Genomic DNA, 17,758 nt, shown 5'->3' with positions numbered 1-17,758 from the left:
TATGTTTCTATCTGTCTTCGATATGTTCAAAGTGGGCATCGGCCCGTCTTCGTCTCATACCATGGGGCCAATGGTGGCCGCCGCGCGTTTTCTGGATCTGATGCGCGCGTCTCCATTCGAATTCGCGGGGCTGCGCGGCTCGCTGCACGGATCGCTTGCCTTTACCGGGGTTGGCCACGCCACTGATCGCGCCACCATTCTGGGACTGGCAGGATTTGTGCCCGACACCTACGACAACAACAAGGCCGAGGCCGCCCTGGCCGAGATATCCGAAACGCACGCGGTGACGCCCGAAGGGTTGCCGACGCTTCAGTTCAATCCAAAGACCGATCTGATCTTTGACTATGACAACAACCTGCCCGGCCACGCCAATGGCATGATCCTGATGGCCACCGACGCACAAGGCGATGTGATCCTGCGGCAGGTTTACTACTCGGTCGGCGGTGGTTTTGTCCTGACCGAAGAGGAACTGGCCGAAGGCAAGGCAACCGACGAGGGCGACCCGGTCCCGTTCCCGTTCAAATCCGCCGCCGAAATGCTTGAGATGGCAAAGACCAGCGGCAAAAGCATCGCTCAGATGAAGCGCGAGAACGAAATCGCGCGCGGCTGTGCCGACAGCTTCGCCAAGGGCACTGCGCGTCTGTGGGAAGTTATGAACAATTGCATCGAACGCGGGCTGAATACTGACGGCATTTTACCCGGTGGCCTGAACGTGCGACGCCGCGCCAAAGGCATTCACGATGCTCTGCTTGCCGAGCGGGGCATGAACCTGAACGCGCCGCACACCATCAATGACTGGATGAGCGTCTATGCCATGGCGGTCAACGAGGAAAACGCCGCCGGTGGGCAGGTCGTAACTGCCCCTACCAATGGCGCGGCAGGCACGATGCCTTCGGTGCTGCGCTATTACCTTGATCACGTGCCCGGCGCGTCGGAAAGCCATATCGAGGACTTCCTGCTGACCGCCGCCGCCATTGGCGGTCTCGTGAAATATAACGCTTCGATCTCGGGGGCTGAAGCTGGCTGTCAGGCCGAGGTCGGAAGTGCGTCTGCCATGGCAGCGGCAGGTCTGTGCGCCGTCATGGGCGGCACACCCGAACAGGTGGAAAACGCCGCTGAAATCGCGCTGGAGCACCATCTGGGCATGACCTGTGATCCAGTCGCCGGGCTGGTGCAGGTGCCGTGCATCGAACGCAATGGTTTGGCGGCGATCAAAGCCGTTTCAGCGGCATCGCTGGCTTTGCGTGGTGACGGAGAACACTTTGTACCGCTGGATTCCGTGATCGAAACCATGCGTCAGACTGGCCATGATATGCACGAGAAGTACAAGGAAACGTCACTGGGCGGTCTGGCGGTGAACATACCCAACTGCTGATGCCGCATTAAAAGGGGAAACCATGCGGGGACATTGTCTGTGCGGCACCATCCGGTATGAAGTCACGCCTCCGGTCCTGTCATGCGTCACCTGCCATTGCGACAGTTGCAGACGGCAGTGCGCAGCGCCGATGACCACCTATTTCGGCGTGCGTGACGGCCAGTGGCGCTGGACCGGAGACGAGCCGAAAACCTTCGCCTCGTCGCCTGGTGTCACCCGCAGCTTTTGCTCCGATTGCGGCACTCCGATCTCGTTCCGGTCACAATCCATGTCGGATGTGCTTCATCTTTATGTGGCAACGCTGGATGATCCCAACCAATTGGAACCCACGTTACATGTGGCGCATGAGGAAAAGCTGCACTGGCTGAAATTGGGTGACGGCCTGCCCACTTGCACCGGACCGGACTACACCAAAGTGCAGCCCCTGCCCTAGACGCTTTCCACCGGGCCCCAAACCCCGTAGCGTCACGCGTATGACACAGGATCGCCCGGTCTTTGGCATCGTCTTGATGCTTGGCTTTTGTATCATCGCGCCGATGGGCGACGCGATGGCAAAACTGCTGTCCGAGACCACCCCCATTGGCATGCTGGTCTTTGTTCGCTTTGCCGTTCAGGCGCTGGTGCTGATACCACTGGCCTTACTGACCGGACGAGCACTGCGTATGCGCGGCCGCATTCTGCGGCTGACCTTCATTCGCACAGCTCTGCATATTCTCGCCCTTTCAGCCATGTTCAGTTCACTGCTGTTCCTGCCGCTGGCAGACGCGATTGCAATCGTTTTTGTCATGCCGTTCATCATGTTGATCCTGGGCAAATACGTGCTGGGAGAAACCGTCGGCCCGCGCCGCCTGATTGCCTGTGCCGTTGGCTTTGTTGGTACCTTGCTGGTCATCCAGCCCAGCTTTGCGCAAGTGGGCGCTGCGGCCCTGTTGCCGCTTGTAGTCGCACTACTCTTTTCCCTGTTCATGCTGGTGACGCGTCAGATCGCCAAGGACACCGACCCAATCGCTTTGCAGGCCGTATCAGGCCTGATGGCCACTGTCCTATTGCTGCCGGTTCTGTTGGCCGGGTCGATCAGCGGCACCTGGGCCGTATCGCTGATCTTACCGCACCCAGACATCCACCTTTTGCTGATCGCAATCGGGCTGCTGGGCACCGTCGCACATCTGTTGATGACGTGGTCGCTGCGCTTTGCGCCTTCGGCAACTCTGGCGCCGATGCAATATCTGGAAATTCCGATGGCCACCCTATTCGGCTGGCTCATCTTTCATGATCTGCCCAACGGGATCGCGGCCATCGGAATTGGGATCACCATCGCCGCGGGCCTTTATGTCATTCTTCACGAGCGGTCCAACGCCCGGTCTGCTCCGACAGAAACGCCTGCATGACCTGATCCAAGGCCTCGCGCGGAACCATGACCAAAAGGCCGGGCTCGTCTACCTCCAGTTCCACATCAGCCAATGCGCGATTGGACGTCCCGACGCGACCGCTCGGTTCCAACACCAAATCATCGATCGGCCACTCCAACCCACGGCTGCGCCCGGTTACCTGCTGGAACGGAAACAGCGAAACCACATCGCCGGGTGAGAGGTCCAAAGCGATCCGTGGCGGCGCGTGGAACATGACTTCATGTTCCCCCAATAAAATGCAGGGACGATCCTGTAAACGGACCAGCGTATTGAGCACCGCCAACTGGTGATCCAACCGCCCGCCCAGAAACCCGATTCCCAGAACCAGTGGTGCCTCGACGCTGCGCAGGGTCTTGTCGAAATCGGTACTGTCCTGCTCACGGACCGGAAACAACCGGTCTGCCGGAATCCGGTCGCTATAGGCGCTGGTCAGCGAATCAAAATCGCCGAAAACCGCATCCGGCATACGCCCCGAGTCCATCAGTGGGATCGCTCCGCCATCTGCCGCCACAACGGCATTGACGCGAATCAGCGCCAAATTTAGGTCTTCGGGACCGATTTCTCCGCCTCCGACCACTGCGATTGGCTCTTCAGACCGCACAATTGACTGATTTTTTTTAAGATTGATCATTTTTTCCGGATTTGGACACATTGAGACCACAAAATGGTAGGTTCATGCAGAGAGTTTCGAGCCATTGGTGTGCCCGTCGCCGGGAATATGGCTCTTGTAGTTTGTAGAGGACATGCGTCTGATGGTACAGAATAACAAGGTTTTGACCGTTTCTTATGGAACCTTCTCGTGCACTTTGGAAGGCTTTGATGATTCCTTTGAAACGATGAAAGCGATTGCCGAATATTTCCGCGATCTCGCGGCGGATGATCGCTACTTTGGTTCTGAACCCCCTCAGCCCGACACTGAAATGCTGACACGCATCGCGCAGCGTGACGCGTCCCGCAAGGTCGAAGCCAGGCAAAGTGATGCAGGTCTGCTGATCCGCGCAACCGAGGATGCCAATGTACCGTCCCAACCCGATGTCAGCACACCAAGTTTAAACACCATCGACACACCGCCCCTCTCGCAGCCCGTGTTTACCAACGTAGAGGCCGTGAAAGATAACTCGGCACCTGCTGCGGATAGCATTGCTGCCAAGTTGCAGCGCATCCGGGCTGTCGTCTCGCATTCCGAAGAGAACTCGGTCATCTATACCGAGGACGAAGATACGACCCTGATGAAAAACACAGGCCCGTCTGACGCGGTTGCTGCTGCCTTTGCGGCCGGTTCGCTTGATCCTTCGGATCTAGAGACGACCGTTGAGGTCGCGCCCCCCTCTGAAACCCAGGACGACACGCCAGAGGTGACCGAAGCGGAAGCTGAGGTACCTCAACCCGAAGAAACCGAGACACTAGTTCTGGAAAGCGAACCCGAGGACGCAAGCTCTGAGACGGTGGACGTCGCGGCAGAAGAGTTGTCTGACGAGGAAGACACATTGGACGCGCTGTTTTCCGATCTTGAGTTTCCCGCCGAGAATGCGCCCGAAGAAGTAACCCCGATCCTGGACGACGCCGAGCCAGAGGACGAAACCGTTGCTGCCGCCGATGAAGGCATACTGACGGAAGAAGACGAAGTCGATTTGCTGGAAGAGATTTCTAGCGTCGAAGCTGTTCTGGCAAAGCGCGCAGCCAAGGCGGACGATGAAGGGTCCGACCTGGATCGTGATGTATCACGCTTGATGGATAAGGCCAGCGAACAGTTGAACGACCCGGACACCAGCAATCAGCGTGAGGCCTACACGCATCTGCGTGCGGCTGTTGCAGTAACCGAAGCTGAACGCGGTGATCAGAAAGCCACGAGTCTGGACAACGAAGAACAGGGTTATCGCGGCGATCTGTCCTCGGTTGTAAGCCCGCGCCGTCCTGAGGTTCAGGAAGCTACCAGTACACGCCCAAGCAGTGATGATGCCGCCCCCCTTAAACTGGTGGCTGAACAGCGCGTCGACAATCTGACCGAAGACGCCGGACCAGTCACCCCTCGTCGCGTCAAATCCGAAGCGGAAGACGATTCACCCGAGGAAGGTGGCTTTGCCCTTTTTGCACAAGAGCAGGGCGCGCAATCCCTGCCCGACTTGCTTGAAGCTGCTGCGGCGTACCTGTCCTTTATCGAGGGTCAGGAACAATTTTCACGTCCACAACTGATGAACAAAATCCGCTCGCTCAAGCAGAACGAATTCAACCGCGAAGAAAGTCTGCGTACATTCGGTCAGTTGCTGCGGGATGGAAAAATTGAAAAAGCAGGCGGCGGTCGTTTCGCGGCCTCGACCGAGATAGGGTTCCGTCCTGACGACGAGCGCGCCGCAGGATAACAATCAATCAGATCAATAGAAAATGGGCCAGAGTTTCCTCTGGCCTTTTTTTGTTCAGCAGCATTTATAATGATCAATCCGAATTCTGCTCGGGGTCTTCTTTGCCGACGCCCTTGAAAACGAACTTGAATGGCAACGCCCACAGAATTCCCAACCCGACATAGACCAACAGCTCCAGCCAGATCGGCGGACGGTCTAACCAGTTCACCACTGTCACCACCGCCACGATATAAACCGGAAGCCCGATCAACAGCAGCACCAGCGACCAGCGCCGCCGGGCCTTATAGCTCAGGCCGGTTTTGGCGTTATCACTCATCAGTCGGCAAACGGGTCGGTCACCAGAATGGTGTCATCCCGCTCCGGACTGGTAGACAAAAGGGCAACGGGGCACTCGATCAGCTCTTCGACGCGACGCACGTATTTGATCGCATTAGCTGGCAGGTCGGCCCAGCTGCGCGCACCTTCGGTGGATTCGCTCCACCCCGGCATTTCTTCATAGATGGGTTTACAGCGCGCCTGCTGGTCGGCTGCGGTGGGCAGATAATCCAGACGTTCGCCGTCCAGTTCATATCCCACGCAGATCTTCAGCGTTTCGAACCCATCCAGCACGTCCAGCTTGGTCAACGAGATGCCGTTCACACCGCTGGTCGCACAGGTCTGGCGTACCAGACAGGCGTCGAACCAGCCACAACGGCGTTTACGCCCAGTAACGGTACCGAATTCATGCCCACGTGTTCCCAGGCGCAACCCATCATCGTCATCCAGTTCGGTCGGGAACGGCCCCTCACCCACGCGAGTTGTGTAGGCTTTGACGATCCCCAGAACAAAATCAACCGAGCCCGGTCCAATACCCACGCCCGTCGCTGCTTGTCCCGCGATCACGTTGGATGAAGTCACAAAGGGATAGGTGCCGAAATCAATATCCAGCAACGCGCCTTGCGCCCCTTCGAACAGGATACGTTTGCCTGCCTTGCGCTTTTCGTTCAGGACCTTCCAGACCGGCGCAGCGAACGGCAGGATTTCCGAAGCGATCTCTTTCAGTTGGTCAACCAGCTTGTCCCGGTCAACAGCCTCGATCCCCAGACCTTTGCGCAGTGGATCATGGTGTTGCAACGCACGGTCGACGCGCGCCTCAAGCGTTGCCTCGTCCGCCAGATCAGCAACGCGGACAGAACGGCGACCAACCTTGTCTTCATAGGCAGGCCCGATGCCGCGGCCAGTAGTGCCGATCTTGGTGCCTTTGCTGGCAGCTTCTTCACGCGCCCGGTCAAGTTCACCATGAATCGGCAGAATCAAAGGTGTGTTTTCGGCAATCATCAACGTCTCGGGAGTAATTTCGACACCTTGCTCGCGGATCGAAGCAATCTCTTTGACCAAATGCCACGGGTCCAGAACCACACCATTGCCGATGACGCTCAGCTTGCCGCCACGTACAACGCCCGAGGGCAGCGCGTTCAGTTTGTAGACTTCGCCATCAATAACCAGTGTATGACCGGCATTATGCCCGCCTTGAAAACGCGCGATCACGTCTGCCCGTTCACTGAGCCAGTCGACGATCTTGCCTTTTCCTTCGTCGCCCCACTGGGCGCCGACAACAACCACATTGGCCATATCCGGTCCTTTTGCGCTGAATTATCAAACTCGGCTCGTATAGCGAGGACAAAGCGGCAGGGAAACCGGTAATTCGCCGCAGTTCAGAACCACGCTGCGCAAGGTGCCTCCGGCGGAGGGGTTTTCGCCAGATGAAGACCGGACCCCCTGTTCATCTGGCCAGAAATATCTAGGGGGAGTTGCCCGGAACGGGCCGCGGGGGCAGCGCCCCTTATTCGCTTGCCGCCAAATGCACCGGCTGACCGTGTGGCGTTGTCAGATAGGCCTTTTCCCAGGCATTTCTCAATTGCTGAATGTCATCAAATTCAGCCGCCCCCTGCTCAATCAGTAATTGCTCCAGGGTTTCCAACCATGCGTGGAAATAGTCATCTCCGCCATCCAGCTCCCGGTCCAGACCGTGCATTTTCAGAGTTTGAGAAAACCGTTCTGCCCAGTCGGACCATTCGAATCGTCCAGCCTCATTCAAAGCCACAGTCACGGCAAAGACCTGCGCGTGCCAGGGTTCGGCGAAAACCGGCTCTGGCGCAGAATGAGTGACGCGGGTGTTCATGCGGGCTCCAGATAGCTTTGCCACAGGTCCAGAACCACCTCATCATTCGGATGCTCCGGATTAGCCCACAGTTCAAACGCGGCAAACGCCACCGCATAGAGGGGTTCCGGGGCCTCGCCCAACCCGTGTGCATTTGAATCCGGCAGGACATGCGTGCCGTGCAGCCGCAAAATTCGGCCATTTGCCCCTGCCGCATAAATCGGCAGCCGCGTATGGCCGCCTGTCACCAAACGATTGGCTGCAAGCTTCACAGTGCGTACATTCTGCCCGACCTCAAACTGTATCGGCACGTCCGAAGGCCGATCCGCTGGCCCGCCTTTGGCCAAGGCTCCTGAAACGGTCCCTGCTTTCAGAACACGGGCTGCCAATGGGTGTGGGTCTTCAGTGCCCGCGCCCGACAAGTCATCTAAGGTCAGCACACCCTTCTCGACCAGCAGGTCGGCCAAACCGGATATCCACTTTTCGTAATAGGAGAATCGCGTGTAGTCCTTGGGCGACAGCCTTTCGCGCGCATGGCGCGAAACGTCGATGTTCCATTGCCCCAGAAACCCCGTTGCCAGAGTCACGGCCAATGCGCGACCGTGCCAGTCCTCAGCAAATACCGGGGCATCTTTGGCCTCGGGCCTAACCGGACCGTCCCCGAACCGGCCGCCCATATCGTGTACGCGGGTCATGACGGCACCATGGGCAGACCTGTGCCAATCATGCTATCACGGGTGACCAGCGCGGCTTGATCGCCTTCGTCCAACCCATCTGACCCTTCCGGGCGCATCGGCAACACGAGGTAGCGAATCTCGGCAGTCGAATCCCATACGCGCACGGCCGTCTCGGGCGGCAATGTGACACCAAATTCGGCCAAGACTTTGCGCGGCTCGCGCACGGCCCGGGCACGATAGGCATCAGACTTGTACCAGCCCGGCGGAATACCCAGCAGAGGCCACGGGTAGCAGCTGCACAAAGTACAAACGACCATGTTGTGCTGATCCGGCGTATTCTCAACCACTACAATGTGCTCGCCTTGTCGGCCGTAAAAACCAAGATCAGCAACAACCTGCGTCGCGTCCGCAAGCAGGGCTTGCTTGAACGCAGGATCGGACCAAGCTTTGGCGACAACGCACGCGCCGTTTTGCGGGCCAATCTTGTTCTGATACGTATCGATAATCTCATCCAACGCTGCAGGGTCGATCAGGCCCTTACGGGTCAGAATCGTCTCAAGCGCTTTAACTCGAAGCGCGGGATCGGGCGGCAACAGGGCGTGCGGGTGGTCGTGATCGTCATGAGGCATGGCCGCAGCCTGCGTTACGGATCATCCGCCTGTCCAGTCCCTTTGCTGTGATCTGGAATATCACCATTCGTGATGCCAACTCATCCCTTGCCCCCGAAGGCAAACTTGCATAAGTACCACGCGATACACGCCACGCTGTACAGGAACACCATGGAAAACGTCGTTCTCATCATCCACCTCCTCTTGGCCTTGGGCCTGATTGCCGTTGTTCTGATGCAGCGGTCCGAAGGCGGTGGCCTTGGTATGGGTGGCGGCGGCGGTGGCGCCATGACGGGTCGTGCGGCAGCGACCGCTTTGGGAAAGGTGACCTGGATTCTGGCAGCCTGCTTTATCGTGACCTCAATCACGCTGACGATTCTGGCGGCTCAGAAATCTTCTGGCAGCTCGGTAATCGACAGATTGGGCGTTCCGGCACCTGCGGCAACCGAAGAAAGCACTCCGGCGGTTCCGTCGGCGGATGATCTGCTGCCTCCGGCGCAGGGCGACAACGCGCCTTTGATTCCGCAGGCCAACTGATCCACAAAACCTAGAAACCTGAAAGAGGACTGCAACAGCATCTTGCGGTTCTCTTGCGCTATTGGCGCGAATCCTTTATACGTGAAGTCCCGTGATGCAGCGGTTTTTCGGAACCGTCGGGCAGCTGATTTTGACGTCTCACGGGAGCAGCCGAAAAACATGGCGCGTTTTATTTTCATCACTGGTGGTGTGGTTTCGTCTTTGGGCAAAGGACTGGCTTCGGCGGCTTTGGGCGCGCTGTTGCAAGCACGGGGATATTCGGTGCGTCTGCGCAAACTGGACCCCTACTTGAACGTCGATCCGGGCACGATGTCGCCGTTCGAACATGGCGAGGTGTTCGTTACCGATGACGGGGCCGAGACCGATTTGGATCTGGGCCACTATGAGCGTTTCACTGGTGTGGCTGCCCGCAAGACCGACTCGGTCAGCTCGGGACGGATTTATTCCAACGTGCTGGAAAAGGAACGCCGCGGCGACTACCTCGGCAAGACCATTCAGGTGATCCCGCACGTCACCAACGAGATCAAGGATTTCATCTCGATTGGTGAGGATGAGGTCGATTTCATGCTGTGTGAAATCGGTGGCACCGTCGGCGATATCGAGGGCCTGCCCTTTTTCGAAGCCATCCGTCAGTTCAGCCAGGACAAGCCCCGTGGTCAGTGCCTTTTCATGCACCTGACCCTGCTGCCCTACATCAAGGCATCGGGCGAGTTGAAAACCAAACCGACCCAACACTCGGTCAAAGAGCTGCGCTCGATCGGTTTGGCCCCTGACATTCTGGTTTGTCGCTCCGAGGGCCCGATCCCGACCAAAGAGCGTGAAAAGCTGGCCTTGTTCTGCAATGTGCGGCCCGACAGCGTGATTGCGGCACAGGACCTTTCGACCATTTATGACGCCCCGCTGGCCTATCACCGCGAAGGTCTGGATCAGGCCGTACTGGACGCATTCCAGATCAGCCCGGCCCCAAAACCCGATCTGACCAAATGGGAAGATGTCAGCGACCGCATCCACAACGCCGAAGGCGAAGTGAAGGTTGCCATCGTTGGCAAATACACTCAGTTGGAAGACGCTTATAAGTCGATTGCCGAGGCACTGACCCACGGCGGCATGGCCAACCGGGTTAGGGTCAAGGTCGAGTGGGTCGATGCCGAGGTATTCGATACCGAAGACGCCGCCCCCCATCTGGAAGGCTTCCACGCAATCCTTGTGCCAGGTGGATTTGGCGAACGTGGCACCGAGGGCAAGATCAAAGCGGCGCAATATGCGCGCGAACACAAGGTGCCCTATCTGGGCATCTGTCTGGGCATGCAAATGGCCGTGATCGAAGCGGCGCGAAACGCTGCTGGTATCGCCGAAGCAGGCTCCGAGGAATTCGACCACGAAGCTGGAAAACGGCGTTTTGAGCCGGTGGTCTATCACCTGAAAGAATGGGTGCAGGGTAACCACAAGGTTGAGCGCAAAGTCGGCGACGACAAAGGCGGCACTATGCGTCTTGGCGCATATAATGCGGTGCTGGCCGAGGGCTCGAAAGTGGCTGAGGTTTATGGCGGCACGCAGATCGAGGAACGTCACCGTCACCGCTATGAAGTAGACATCAAGTACCGTGAAAAGCTGGAAAAGGCTGGCCTGAACTTTTCGGGTATGTCACCGGATGGGCGTTTACCCGAGATCGTCGAATGGTCGGATCATCCGTGGTTCATCGGTGTGCAGTATCATCCCGAGCTGAAATCCAAACCGTTTGACCCGCACCCCCTGTTCCGCGACTTCGTGCGTGCCGCAAAGGACAGCTCGCGACTGGTCTGATCGCGGACAGATCACTGTATTGTGTCGGTCGGCGCGAAACATCTTTACGCGCCGACGGTTTGCACGGTTAACTGCCGCCATAGCAGCGACAGGAGACCGGCATGACCAACCAGAATACCCAAGCAGAAGAATTCGCCGCCCTACACAAAAAGGGCGAGCCGGTCATCCTGTACAATATCTGGGATCCGGGCAGCGCTGGGGCCGTGCGCGATGCGGGTGCCAAGGCGATTGCAACCGGGAGTGCTCCGGTCGCAATGGCGCAGGGGTTCGGGGACGGGCAGAAAATCTCACTGGATGCCGCCCTGGACAATGCACGCCGGATCGTTGCAACGGTAGACCTTCCCGTGACACTGGATTTCGAAGGTGCCTATGCCGAAGATGTGCTGGGTGTCGCCGCCAATGTTCGACTTGCGCTTGAAACCGGTGTCATCGGTTTTAATTTTGAGGACCAGATCGTTGGCACGAGCGACCTTTACGACATTGAAACGCAGGAAGCACGTGTCCGGGCCATGCGCGAAGGCTGTGATGCTGCTGCTGTCCCGGCCTTCATAAATGCCCGCACGGATATCTTCCTGAAGGCAAAGCCTGACACCCATAACGATACAATGCTGGATGATGCAATCGCACGGGCCAAAGCCTATGCCGATGCCGGGGCGAGCGGCTTCTTTGCACCGGGGCTTAAGGATGAAGGGCTGATTGCCCGACTGTGCGAATCGACAGACCTGCCCGTCAATATCATCGCCCTGCCCGGCACCCCTGACACGACTACGCTGGCATCATTGGGCGTGGCCCGGATCAGCTATGGCCCTGTCCCCTATCGGCAGATGCTGGGCTGGTTGCAGGAACAGGCAAAACAAGCGCTTAAATCGGGTTGAGCCACCTTTGAGTGGGTCGCTCTTAGCGTGATTCTGTCAAATCCGGCAAAGTTGCGATCATTCGGCCTATGACCGGTGGTCTGTGCTTGGCGGCCCACAAAATATGGAATAACCTGAGCGCATGTTGAAGAAGTTCTTTCAGGCTTTTCGCCCACCGCAACACGATAAACTGCCCGATCCTGATGCCGAGTTGGCCTTGGGTGCGCTTATGGTTCGTGTGGCGCAGGCGGATCGCGACTATAAACTTGAGGAAATCAGCTTGATCGACCGCATCCTTGCGCGGCTCTATCAACACAACGCGATCGAGGCCGCCAAGGTCCGCGCCACCTGTGAAAAGTTGCACGCTGCCGCGCCTGACACCGACACGTTCGGCAAGCTGATCCGCGAAACCACTGACCTGCACGAGCGCCTTGCCGCACTGGACGCGCTGTGGGAGGTCGTTCTGGCCGACGGCGACTCGGACGAGGGCGAAGTCAAAATCGTGGAAGAAGCACGCATCGCCATGGGGCTAAGCTTTAACGACAGTACGACCGCCCGCGAGCGTGTTCAAAGAAGCTTGGAAGAGCACTAAGCGCCATCTATATCTAACACATGTTTAGTGATTTCCTGTCCCGGCTGACACAGCCCGCCCCTGATCCGCTTGCCGATGATGATGCCCGCTTGGCCCTTACGGCCCTGTTGGTACGCATCGCCCGATCCGACAACGACTATGCCGATACCGAGATGGCCCGAATCGATAAGATTTCGACCCAGCGTTATGGCCTGTCCCCGTTTGAGGCCGCCGCCCTGCGAGCCCGTGCCGAAGACCTAGAGGCCGAGGCCCCGGACACCGTCCGCTTTACCCGCGCGATCAAAGAGGCCGTCGCCTATGATGATCGTCTGGCCGTGGTACAGGCGATGTGGTCGGTCGCTTTGGCCGACGGACATCGCACAGGTGAGGAAGATTCACTGCTGCGGCTGGTAGTCAGCCTGTTGGGGGTCAGCGATGTGGATTCGGCCCTGGCACGTCAAAAGGCTGCCAAGTCGTGATCGCAATGCTGGGCATGTATGACATGCCCGCGCTACAGTCTGCGAATGATCGGTTCTGGGCGTTGATTCGCGGCAATTTGGGTTATGGCCCGGATCGACTGACCCGAGGCGCCGATTTCTGGGAAGTCTGGCAGCATCCGAACCTTACTTTTGCCCAAACTTGCGGAATGCCCTACCGCACCCGCCTACACGGCAAAGTGCAGCTGGTCGGCACGCCGGATTATGGGCTGGAAGGCTGCCCGCCCGGCCATTACCGATCTGTTTTTGTGGCCCGAAGCAACGATCCACGCGATCTGCGCGCGCTGTCTGAGGGTACGTTCGCCTATAATGAAGGCCTGTCACAATCAGGTTGGGCTGCCCCGATGGTTCATCTCAAGGCACGCAACCAGCGCCCCAAAGCCGTACTGGAAACCGGTGGGCATGCGCGCTCGGCCACTGCAGTGGCCGATGGCAGGGCTGACTATGCTGCGCTGGACGCTTTGACTTGGGAATTGCTCAAGGCGCATTCCAATCTTGGCGAGTCCATGCGTGAGGTTGGAACGACTCTGCCCACGCCCGCCCTGCCCTATATCACTGCCACCGGGCAAGATGCGTCAAACATCGCTCGTGCGGTCCGAGCTGCAATTGATGACCTGACCCCACAAGACCGCGGCCTGCTTCACCTCTGCGGTCTGATCGACATCTCAGCGGACGACTATCTGGCGGTTCCCAATCCGTCCCAGGATCATACCATCTGACCGGTCTGCTGATCATTTTGGTCAGTACGTGTGGTCAATTTGACGGTTTCAGCACTCGATGATGTCAATTGCGCATTGCATTGCCCCGATTTTTGCGCCCTATTACCGCACCAACACCGACAACACATGGGCCACCCGTGACAGATTCCACTCCCGTTATCGAAATCAATAACCTCCACAAAAGTTTCGGCCATCTCGAAGTGCTGAAAGGGGTCGATATTACGGCAAGACGCGGGGATGTGGTTTCGTTGATCGGATCGTCCGGATCAGGAAAATCCACATTGCTGCGTTGCTGTAACCTGCTGGAAGATAGCCAGCAGGGCGAGATTCTGTTCAAGGGCGAACCCGTGCGCTGGTCTGGTGACCTGCACCACCGCCGCCCCGCCGACCCGAAACAGGTGATGCGCATCCGTACCAACCTGTCGATGGTGTTTCAGCAGTTCAATCTGTGGGCCCACATGACCATCCTGCAAAACGTGATGGAGGCCCCTGTCACAGTTCTTGGCCGCGATCCGAAAGAGGTTGAGGACAGCGCTCGCAAATACCTGGAAAAGGTCGGCATCGGCGACAAATGCGATGTCTACCCGGCGCAGTTGTCGGGTGGCCAGCAACAGCGCGCAGCCATCGCCCGCGGCCTGTGCATGGAACCCGAAGCGTTGCTGTTCGACGAACCCACCTCGGCGCTGGACCCCGAGCTGGAACAGGAAGTGATCAAGGTGATCAAAGATCTGGCCGCCGAAGGCCGTACCATGATCATCGTGACCCACGACATGAAAATGGCTGCCGATATCTCGAGCCATGTCGTATTCCTGCATCAAGGCTTGATCGAAGAAGAGGGTCTGCCGGAAGATATCTTTACGTCCCCCGAATCCGAACGACTTAGGGGCTTTCTATCCGCCACACAGGCGGCTTAACTTCAGGACAGAAAACAAAACTGGGGAGTATCCAATGAAAAAACTGATTCTGACCACTGCAGCCTTGGCGCTGAGCGCTGGCATGACCATGGCGGACACCATCCGTCTGGGCACCGAGGGTGCCTATGCACCGTGGAATTTCGTCAATGACGCGGGCGAGATCGACGGGTTTGAACGTGAGCTGGGCGATGAGCTGTGCAAACGTGCCAACCTGGAATGCGAATGGGTCAAGAACGACTGGGATTCGATCATTCCGAACCTGGTATCGGGCAACTACGATGCGATCATCGCTGGTATGTCGATCACCGACGAGCGTGACGAAGTCATCGACTTCACCCACAATTACACGCCGCCGGATCCGTCTGCCTATGTCGCAATGTCCGATGGCGTTGACCTGGCAGGTGGCGTGATCGCAGCGCAGACCGGCACCATTCAGGCGGGCTACATTGCCGATTCCGGTGCCACTCTGGTTGAGTTCGCAAGCCCTGAAGAAACCCTTGCCGCCGTGCGCAACGGCGAAGCTGATGCGGTTCTGGCCGACAAATCCTTCCTGGTGCCCTTCACCGAGGATGGCTCGGGCATTGTTTTCGTTGGCGACGAAGTTCCGCTGGGCGGTGGTGTCGGCATGGGCATTCGCGAATCCGACGGTGAGCTGAAAGAAAAGTTCAATGCGGCCATCCAGTCCATGAAGGACGACGGCAGCCTGAACGAGCTGATCACCAAGTGGGAAGTGTCCTCGACCTTCTAATCCTGCACTCTGCGGCGCGCCTACCCCTAGGGCGCGCCGCCTCTGAGCCCTTGCCAGTCAAAGAGGCCCGCCATTTTCTCGTTCTGCACTGATCCCGAAACACTCGGCACGTTCCGTTGGTTCTCGTGTTATCTGACCAACGGTGTGCATTGGCTGTTCTATCTGTCCTTTTTCAAGGTCTTGCTTTTACTCGCCATTACCGCGCCTGTGGCGTTGGGCTTTGGCTTTCTGGGCGCTATGGCGGCCCGGTCGCACTTTCCGCCGCTCAGCATGCTGGGCAAGGGCTATATCGCGATTGTACGTGGCGTGCCGGATATTGCATTCTTCATGTTCTTCGTGATTGCGCTGGATCAGGCGTTCGAATGGACCCGCCACCAAATTCTGTGTCCGGAATGGACCGACCCGATCCGGCAGGGCAATGACTTCATCGTCTGTCAGGCTGCCAAGCTGCCGCTTGGCAGCGCGCCTGAGTGGGTGCATGAAACTTACGGCTTCTTTCTGGCCGTCATTACATTCTCAATCGTTTTTGGCGCGTTCGCCGCAAACGTACTGTTTGGTGGTATGCGCGCCGTTCCTCACGCTCAGCTGGAAACGGCCGAGGCCTATGGGATGACCCGTCGCCAGACCTTCTGGCGCATTCTTGTGCCGCAGATGTGGGTATACGCCCTGCCCGGTCTATCGAACCTGTGGATGGTGCTGATCAAAGCCACTCCGCTGCTGTTCCTGCTGGGCATCGAAGACATCGTCTATTGGGCGCGTGAGCTGGGCGGTTACAAGAATCCGAAATTCACCCAATACCCACATGGGGACTGGCGTATGTGGTACTTCCTGGCCCTGCTGGTGTTCTACTTGGGCATGACCCGCGTCTCGGAAATCGGCCTAGAACGGCTGATGCGCCGCCTGTCCCACGGCCAGGCGACCTCGGGCGGAGAGCTGCTGCGCAAGGAGACCACCGCATGAGCTGCCTGCAAACGATCCAGGACTATGGCCTGCGTTCCATCGGGATTGGCGAGCGTTTGTTGCCGCGGAACGATTTCACCCTGTGCGAACAGTTTACCCTGATCGGCTCGGGCATGATCTGGAACATCTATTTCGGGATCATGGCGCTGGCGACAGGGTTCTTTCTGGCCACCGCGCTTGCCATGGGCAAGGCATCCACGAATAAATGGCTGCGTAAACCGGCAGAGTGGTTCATCTTCTTGTTCCGGGGCTCGCCGCTGTTTATCCAATTCTTCTTCGCCTATTTCTTCTTCCTGTCGTTGAAGCAAAGCTACCCGTTCCTCGACACGCTCACCTCGGCTTGGCTTGGCGCGCTGATCGTGCTGTTCTTCAATACCGCCGCTTATACCGGCGAGATCTTCTATGGCGCACTGCGGTCGATCCCCAAAGGTGATATCGAGGCCGCAGACGCTTATGGCATGACCGGCTGGGCGCGGTTTCGTCGCATCATCTGGCCGACCATGCTGCGGCTGGCCTGGCCGGCCTACACGAACGAGGCGATTTTTCTGTTCCACGCCACCACCTTGGTCTTCTTCTCAGCCTTCCCGGTGTGGCAGCAACGGGGCGATGCGCTGTACTACGCAGGCTATTTCGCGGACAAAACGTTCAACCCATTCATCCCCTACCCGATTCTGGCCTTTTATTTCATCCTGCTGACCCTTGTGGTCATCTGGGGCTTTGGTCGGGTTAACAAGCACTTGAACCGACATCTGCCTGCCTCAAAGCGAAGCAAAATGAAGCTGAGATTGAACCTGGCGCGCTAACAAGGGCGTGCCTGCTTCCACACTGTCCATTTCAATTTAAAAAACCGCACACAATGCGGCTGAACGGGCACGAAAATTTTGCGTCTGTTTTGGAGGAGATGGTACCGCCTCCCTGGCTTGAACAGGGGACCTCTGGATCCACAATCCAGCGCTCTAACCAACTGAGCTAAGGCGGCACTCGTGAGGGGCGATGTACCGAACGCGCCGAAGGAATGCAAGAGGATTAAAGCTGAATTTTCCAGCTTTGTTCGACAAGATCGACACCGAAAGAATGCACCGGTTTACTGGCCAACAACTGCCATCCGTTCGCTCGATACAGAGCGCACGCCGCTCTGTGGCTTTCATGGGTCCAAAGCCGCATTTCAGCATAGCCCGCGCTGCGTGCGTAGCCCATGCAGGTATCCAGCATACGTTTTCCCAAGCCCCTTCCCCGTGCTTCAGGCAGCAATAGAAAAAGCCGTAGTTTTGCGGTTTGCCCATCCAAAGCAACGCAGAATATGCTGCCGAGTCGCTCGCCATCACATTCCGAGATCCAGCCGCGTTCGCGCGCCGGATCATGGCTGGCGACAAAATCCTCGAGAATGCTCTGAACTAAAGCGCCAAACGAGGCATCAAACCCCTCATCGCGCGCATAATACTTGCCATGCTGCTCTACCAGCCAGGGTACATCTGTGGCGCGAAAGGGTCTGATCTGAACGTTCTCCATCCCTCATATGATCGCAAAGGCAGCTTGATTCTCAACCCTTTGCGCGCTAGCACGAACGCCTAGTCCCGGAGGCGAAC

At 57.8% G+C, this 17,758-nt stretch carries 21 protein-coding genes and 1 tRNA gene; 14 read left to right on the top strand and 8 right to left on the bottom strand.

Annotated features, from left to right (window positions below):
* Position 1: 1 nt before the first annotated feature.
* From RUE5091_RS05465 to RUE5091_RS05455, 3 genes are read left to right on the top strand one after another with little or no spacing between them, the layout of a single operon-like run.
* Positions 2-1,375, top strand: a complete 1,374-nt coding sequence (locus RUE5091_RS05465) for an L-serine ammonia-lyase (protein ID WP_058280884.1) — start codon at positions 2-4, stop codon at positions 1,373-1,375.
* 22 nt (positions 1,376-1,397) lie between these two features.
* Entirely contained in the window at positions 1,398-1,808 is a 411-nt protein-coding gene (locus RUE5091_RS05460; RefSeq protein WP_082643565.1) for a GFA family protein, read from the top strand.
* Positions 1,809-1,848: 40 nt separating this feature from the next.
* A complete protein-coding gene (locus tag RUE5091_RS05455; RefSeq protein ID WP_058280882.1) occupies positions 1,849-2,763 on the top strand; it encodes a DMT family transporter in 915 nt (304 codons plus the stop codon).
* Here RUE5091_RS05455 and RUE5091_RS05450 read toward each other — a convergent pair.
* Positions 2,708-3,415, bottom strand: coding sequence for a thiamine diphosphokinase (locus RUE5091_RS05450; protein ID WP_058280881.1), 708 nt, complete (start codon positions 3,413-3,415; stop codon positions 2,708-2,710). The genes RUE5091_RS05455 and RUE5091_RS05450 overlap by 56 nt on opposite strands.
* Positions 3,416-3,536: 121 nt before the next feature.
* Here RUE5091_RS05450 and RUE5091_RS05445 point away from each other — a divergent pair, with 121 nt between their 5' ends.
* A complete protein-coding gene (locus tag RUE5091_RS05445; protein WP_058281102.1) occupies positions 3,537-5,144 on the top strand; it encodes a hypothetical protein in 1,608 nt (535 codons plus the stop codon).
* A gap of 73 nt (positions 5,145-5,217) precedes the next feature.
* Here RUE5091_RS05445 and RUE5091_RS05440 read toward each other — a convergent pair whose 3' ends face one another.
* The 5 genes from RUE5091_RS05440 to nthA all read right to left on the bottom strand — a co-directional run bounded on the left by RUE5091_RS05440 (position 5,218) and on the right by nthA (position 8,590).
* Positions 5,218-5,460, bottom strand: a complete 243-nt coding sequence (locus tag RUE5091_RS05440; protein WP_058280880.1) for a DUF2842 domain-containing protein — start codon at positions 5,458-5,460, stop codon at positions 5,218-5,220.
* Positions 5,460-6,755, bottom strand: a complete 1,296-nt coding sequence (locus RUE5091_RS05435; protein WP_058280879.1) for an adenylosuccinate synthase — start codon at positions 6,753-6,755, stop codon at positions 5,460-5,462. The genes RUE5091_RS05440 and RUE5091_RS05435 overlap by 1 nt, the downstream gene beginning before the upstream one ends.
* 211 nt (positions 6,756-6,966) lie before the next feature.
* Positions 6,967-7,305 carry a nitrile hydratase accessory protein gene (locus RUE5091_RS05430; protein ID WP_058280878.1) on the bottom strand — a complete coding sequence of 113 codons (339 nt, stop codon included), beginning with the start codon at positions 7,303-7,305 and terminating at the stop codon, positions 6,967-6,969.
* Positions 7,302-7,979 carry a nitrile hydratase subunit beta gene (gene nthB / locus RUE5091_RS05425; RefSeq protein WP_058280877.1) on the bottom strand — a complete coding sequence of 226 codons (678 nt, stop codon included), beginning with the start codon at positions 7,977-7,979 and terminating at the stop codon, positions 7,302-7,304. The genes RUE5091_RS05430 and nthB overlap by 4 nt, the downstream gene beginning before the upstream one ends.
* Complete coding sequence (gene nthA / locus RUE5091_RS05420; protein ID WP_058280876.1) at positions 7,976-8,590, bottom strand: nitrile hydratase subunit alpha; 615 nt, start codon at positions 8,588-8,590, stop codon at positions 7,976-7,978. Before nthA ends, nthB begins: the two co-directional genes overlap by 4 nt.
* A gap of 150 nt (positions 8,591-8,740) precedes the next feature.
* Between nthA and secG the strand changes: the two genes are divergently transcribed.
* The 10 genes from secG (at position 8,741) to RUE5091_RS05370 (ending at position 16,975) form a co-directional block, all read left to right on the top strand.
* Positions 8,741-9,106: a preprotein translocase subunit SecG gene (secG, locus tag RUE5091_RS05415; protein WP_058280875.1), complete on the top strand. Its 366-nt coding sequence runs from the start codon at positions 8,741-8,743 to the stop codon at positions 9,104-9,106.
* 159 nt (positions 9,107-9,265) lie between these two features.
* Positions 9,266-10,909 carry a CTP synthase gene (gene pyrG / locus RUE5091_RS05410; protein WP_058280874.1) on the top strand — a complete coding sequence of 548 codons (1,644 nt, stop codon included), beginning with the start codon at positions 9,266-9,268 and terminating at the stop codon, positions 10,907-10,909.
* Between the two features lie 101 nt (positions 10,910-11,010).
* A complete protein-coding gene (locus tag RUE5091_RS05405; RefSeq protein ID WP_058280873.1) occupies positions 11,011-11,784 on the top strand; it encodes an isocitrate lyase/PEP mutase family protein in 774 nt (257 codons plus the stop codon).
* 121 nt (positions 11,785-11,905) lie between these two features.
* Positions 11,906-12,355, top strand: a complete 450-nt coding sequence (locus RUE5091_RS05400) for a tellurite resistance TerB family protein (RefSeq protein ID WP_058280872.1) — start codon at positions 11,906-11,908, stop codon at positions 12,353-12,355.
* Positions 12,356-12,375: 20 nt separating this feature from the next.
* Positions 12,376-12,813, top strand: coding sequence for a tellurite resistance TerB family protein (locus tag RUE5091_RS05395; RefSeq protein ID WP_058280871.1), 438 nt, complete (start codon positions 12,376-12,378; stop codon positions 12,811-12,813).
* Positions 12,810-13,550, top strand: a complete 741-nt coding sequence (locus RUE5091_RS05390; RefSeq protein WP_058280870.1) for a phosphate/phosphite/phosphonate ABC transporter substrate-binding protein — start codon at positions 12,810-12,812, stop codon at positions 13,548-13,550. Before RUE5091_RS05395 ends, RUE5091_RS05390 begins: the two co-directional genes overlap by 4 nt.
* Before the next feature lie 137 nt (positions 13,551-13,687).
* Complete coding sequence (locus tag RUE5091_RS05385; protein WP_058281101.1) at positions 13,688-14,464, top strand: ABC transporter ATP-binding protein; 777 nt, start codon at positions 13,688-13,690, stop codon at positions 14,462-14,464.
* Positions 14,465-14,498: 34 nt separating this feature from the next.
* The gene (locus RUE5091_RS05380) at positions 14,499-15,212 is read left to right on the top strand and encodes a transporter substrate-binding domain-containing protein (RefSeq protein ID WP_058280869.1); all 714 of its coding nucleotides are present in this window, start codon (positions 14,499-14,501) and stop codon (positions 15,210-15,212) included.
* A 72-nt stretch (positions 15,213-15,284) separates the two neighbouring features.
* Positions 15,285-16,172: an ABC transporter permease gene (locus RUE5091_RS05375; protein ID WP_058280868.1), complete on the top strand. Its 888-nt coding sequence runs from the start codon at positions 15,285-15,287 to the stop codon at positions 16,170-16,172.
* Positions 16,169-16,975 carry an ABC transporter permease gene (locus tag RUE5091_RS05370; RefSeq protein WP_058280867.1) on the top strand — a complete coding sequence of 269 codons (807 nt, stop codon included), beginning with the start codon at positions 16,169-16,171 and terminating at the stop codon, positions 16,973-16,975. The genes RUE5091_RS05375 and RUE5091_RS05370 overlap by 4 nt, the downstream gene beginning before the upstream one ends.
* Before the next feature lie 99 nt (positions 16,976-17,074).
* Here the strand turns inward: RUE5091_RS05370 and RUE5091_RS05365 are convergent.
* Positions 17,075-17,151: transfer RNA gene (locus RUE5091_RS05365), tRNA-His, on the bottom strand.
* 47 nt (positions 17,152-17,198) lie between these two features.
* Positions 17,199-17,681, bottom strand: coding sequence for a GNAT family N-acetyltransferase (locus RUE5091_RS05360; protein ID WP_058280866.1), 483 nt, complete (start codon positions 17,679-17,681; stop codon positions 17,199-17,201).
* Between the last annotated feature and the right edge of the window lie 77 nt (positions 17,682-17,758).

The organism is Ruegeria denitrificans, assembly GCF_001458295.1.
GTDB lineage: Bacteria > Pseudomonadota > Alphaproteobacteria > Rhodobacterales > Rhodobacteraceae > Ruegeria > Ruegeria denitrificans.
Note: the sequence above shows the minus strand (reverse complement) of the source record. Positions and strands in the feature narration are given on the sequence as shown.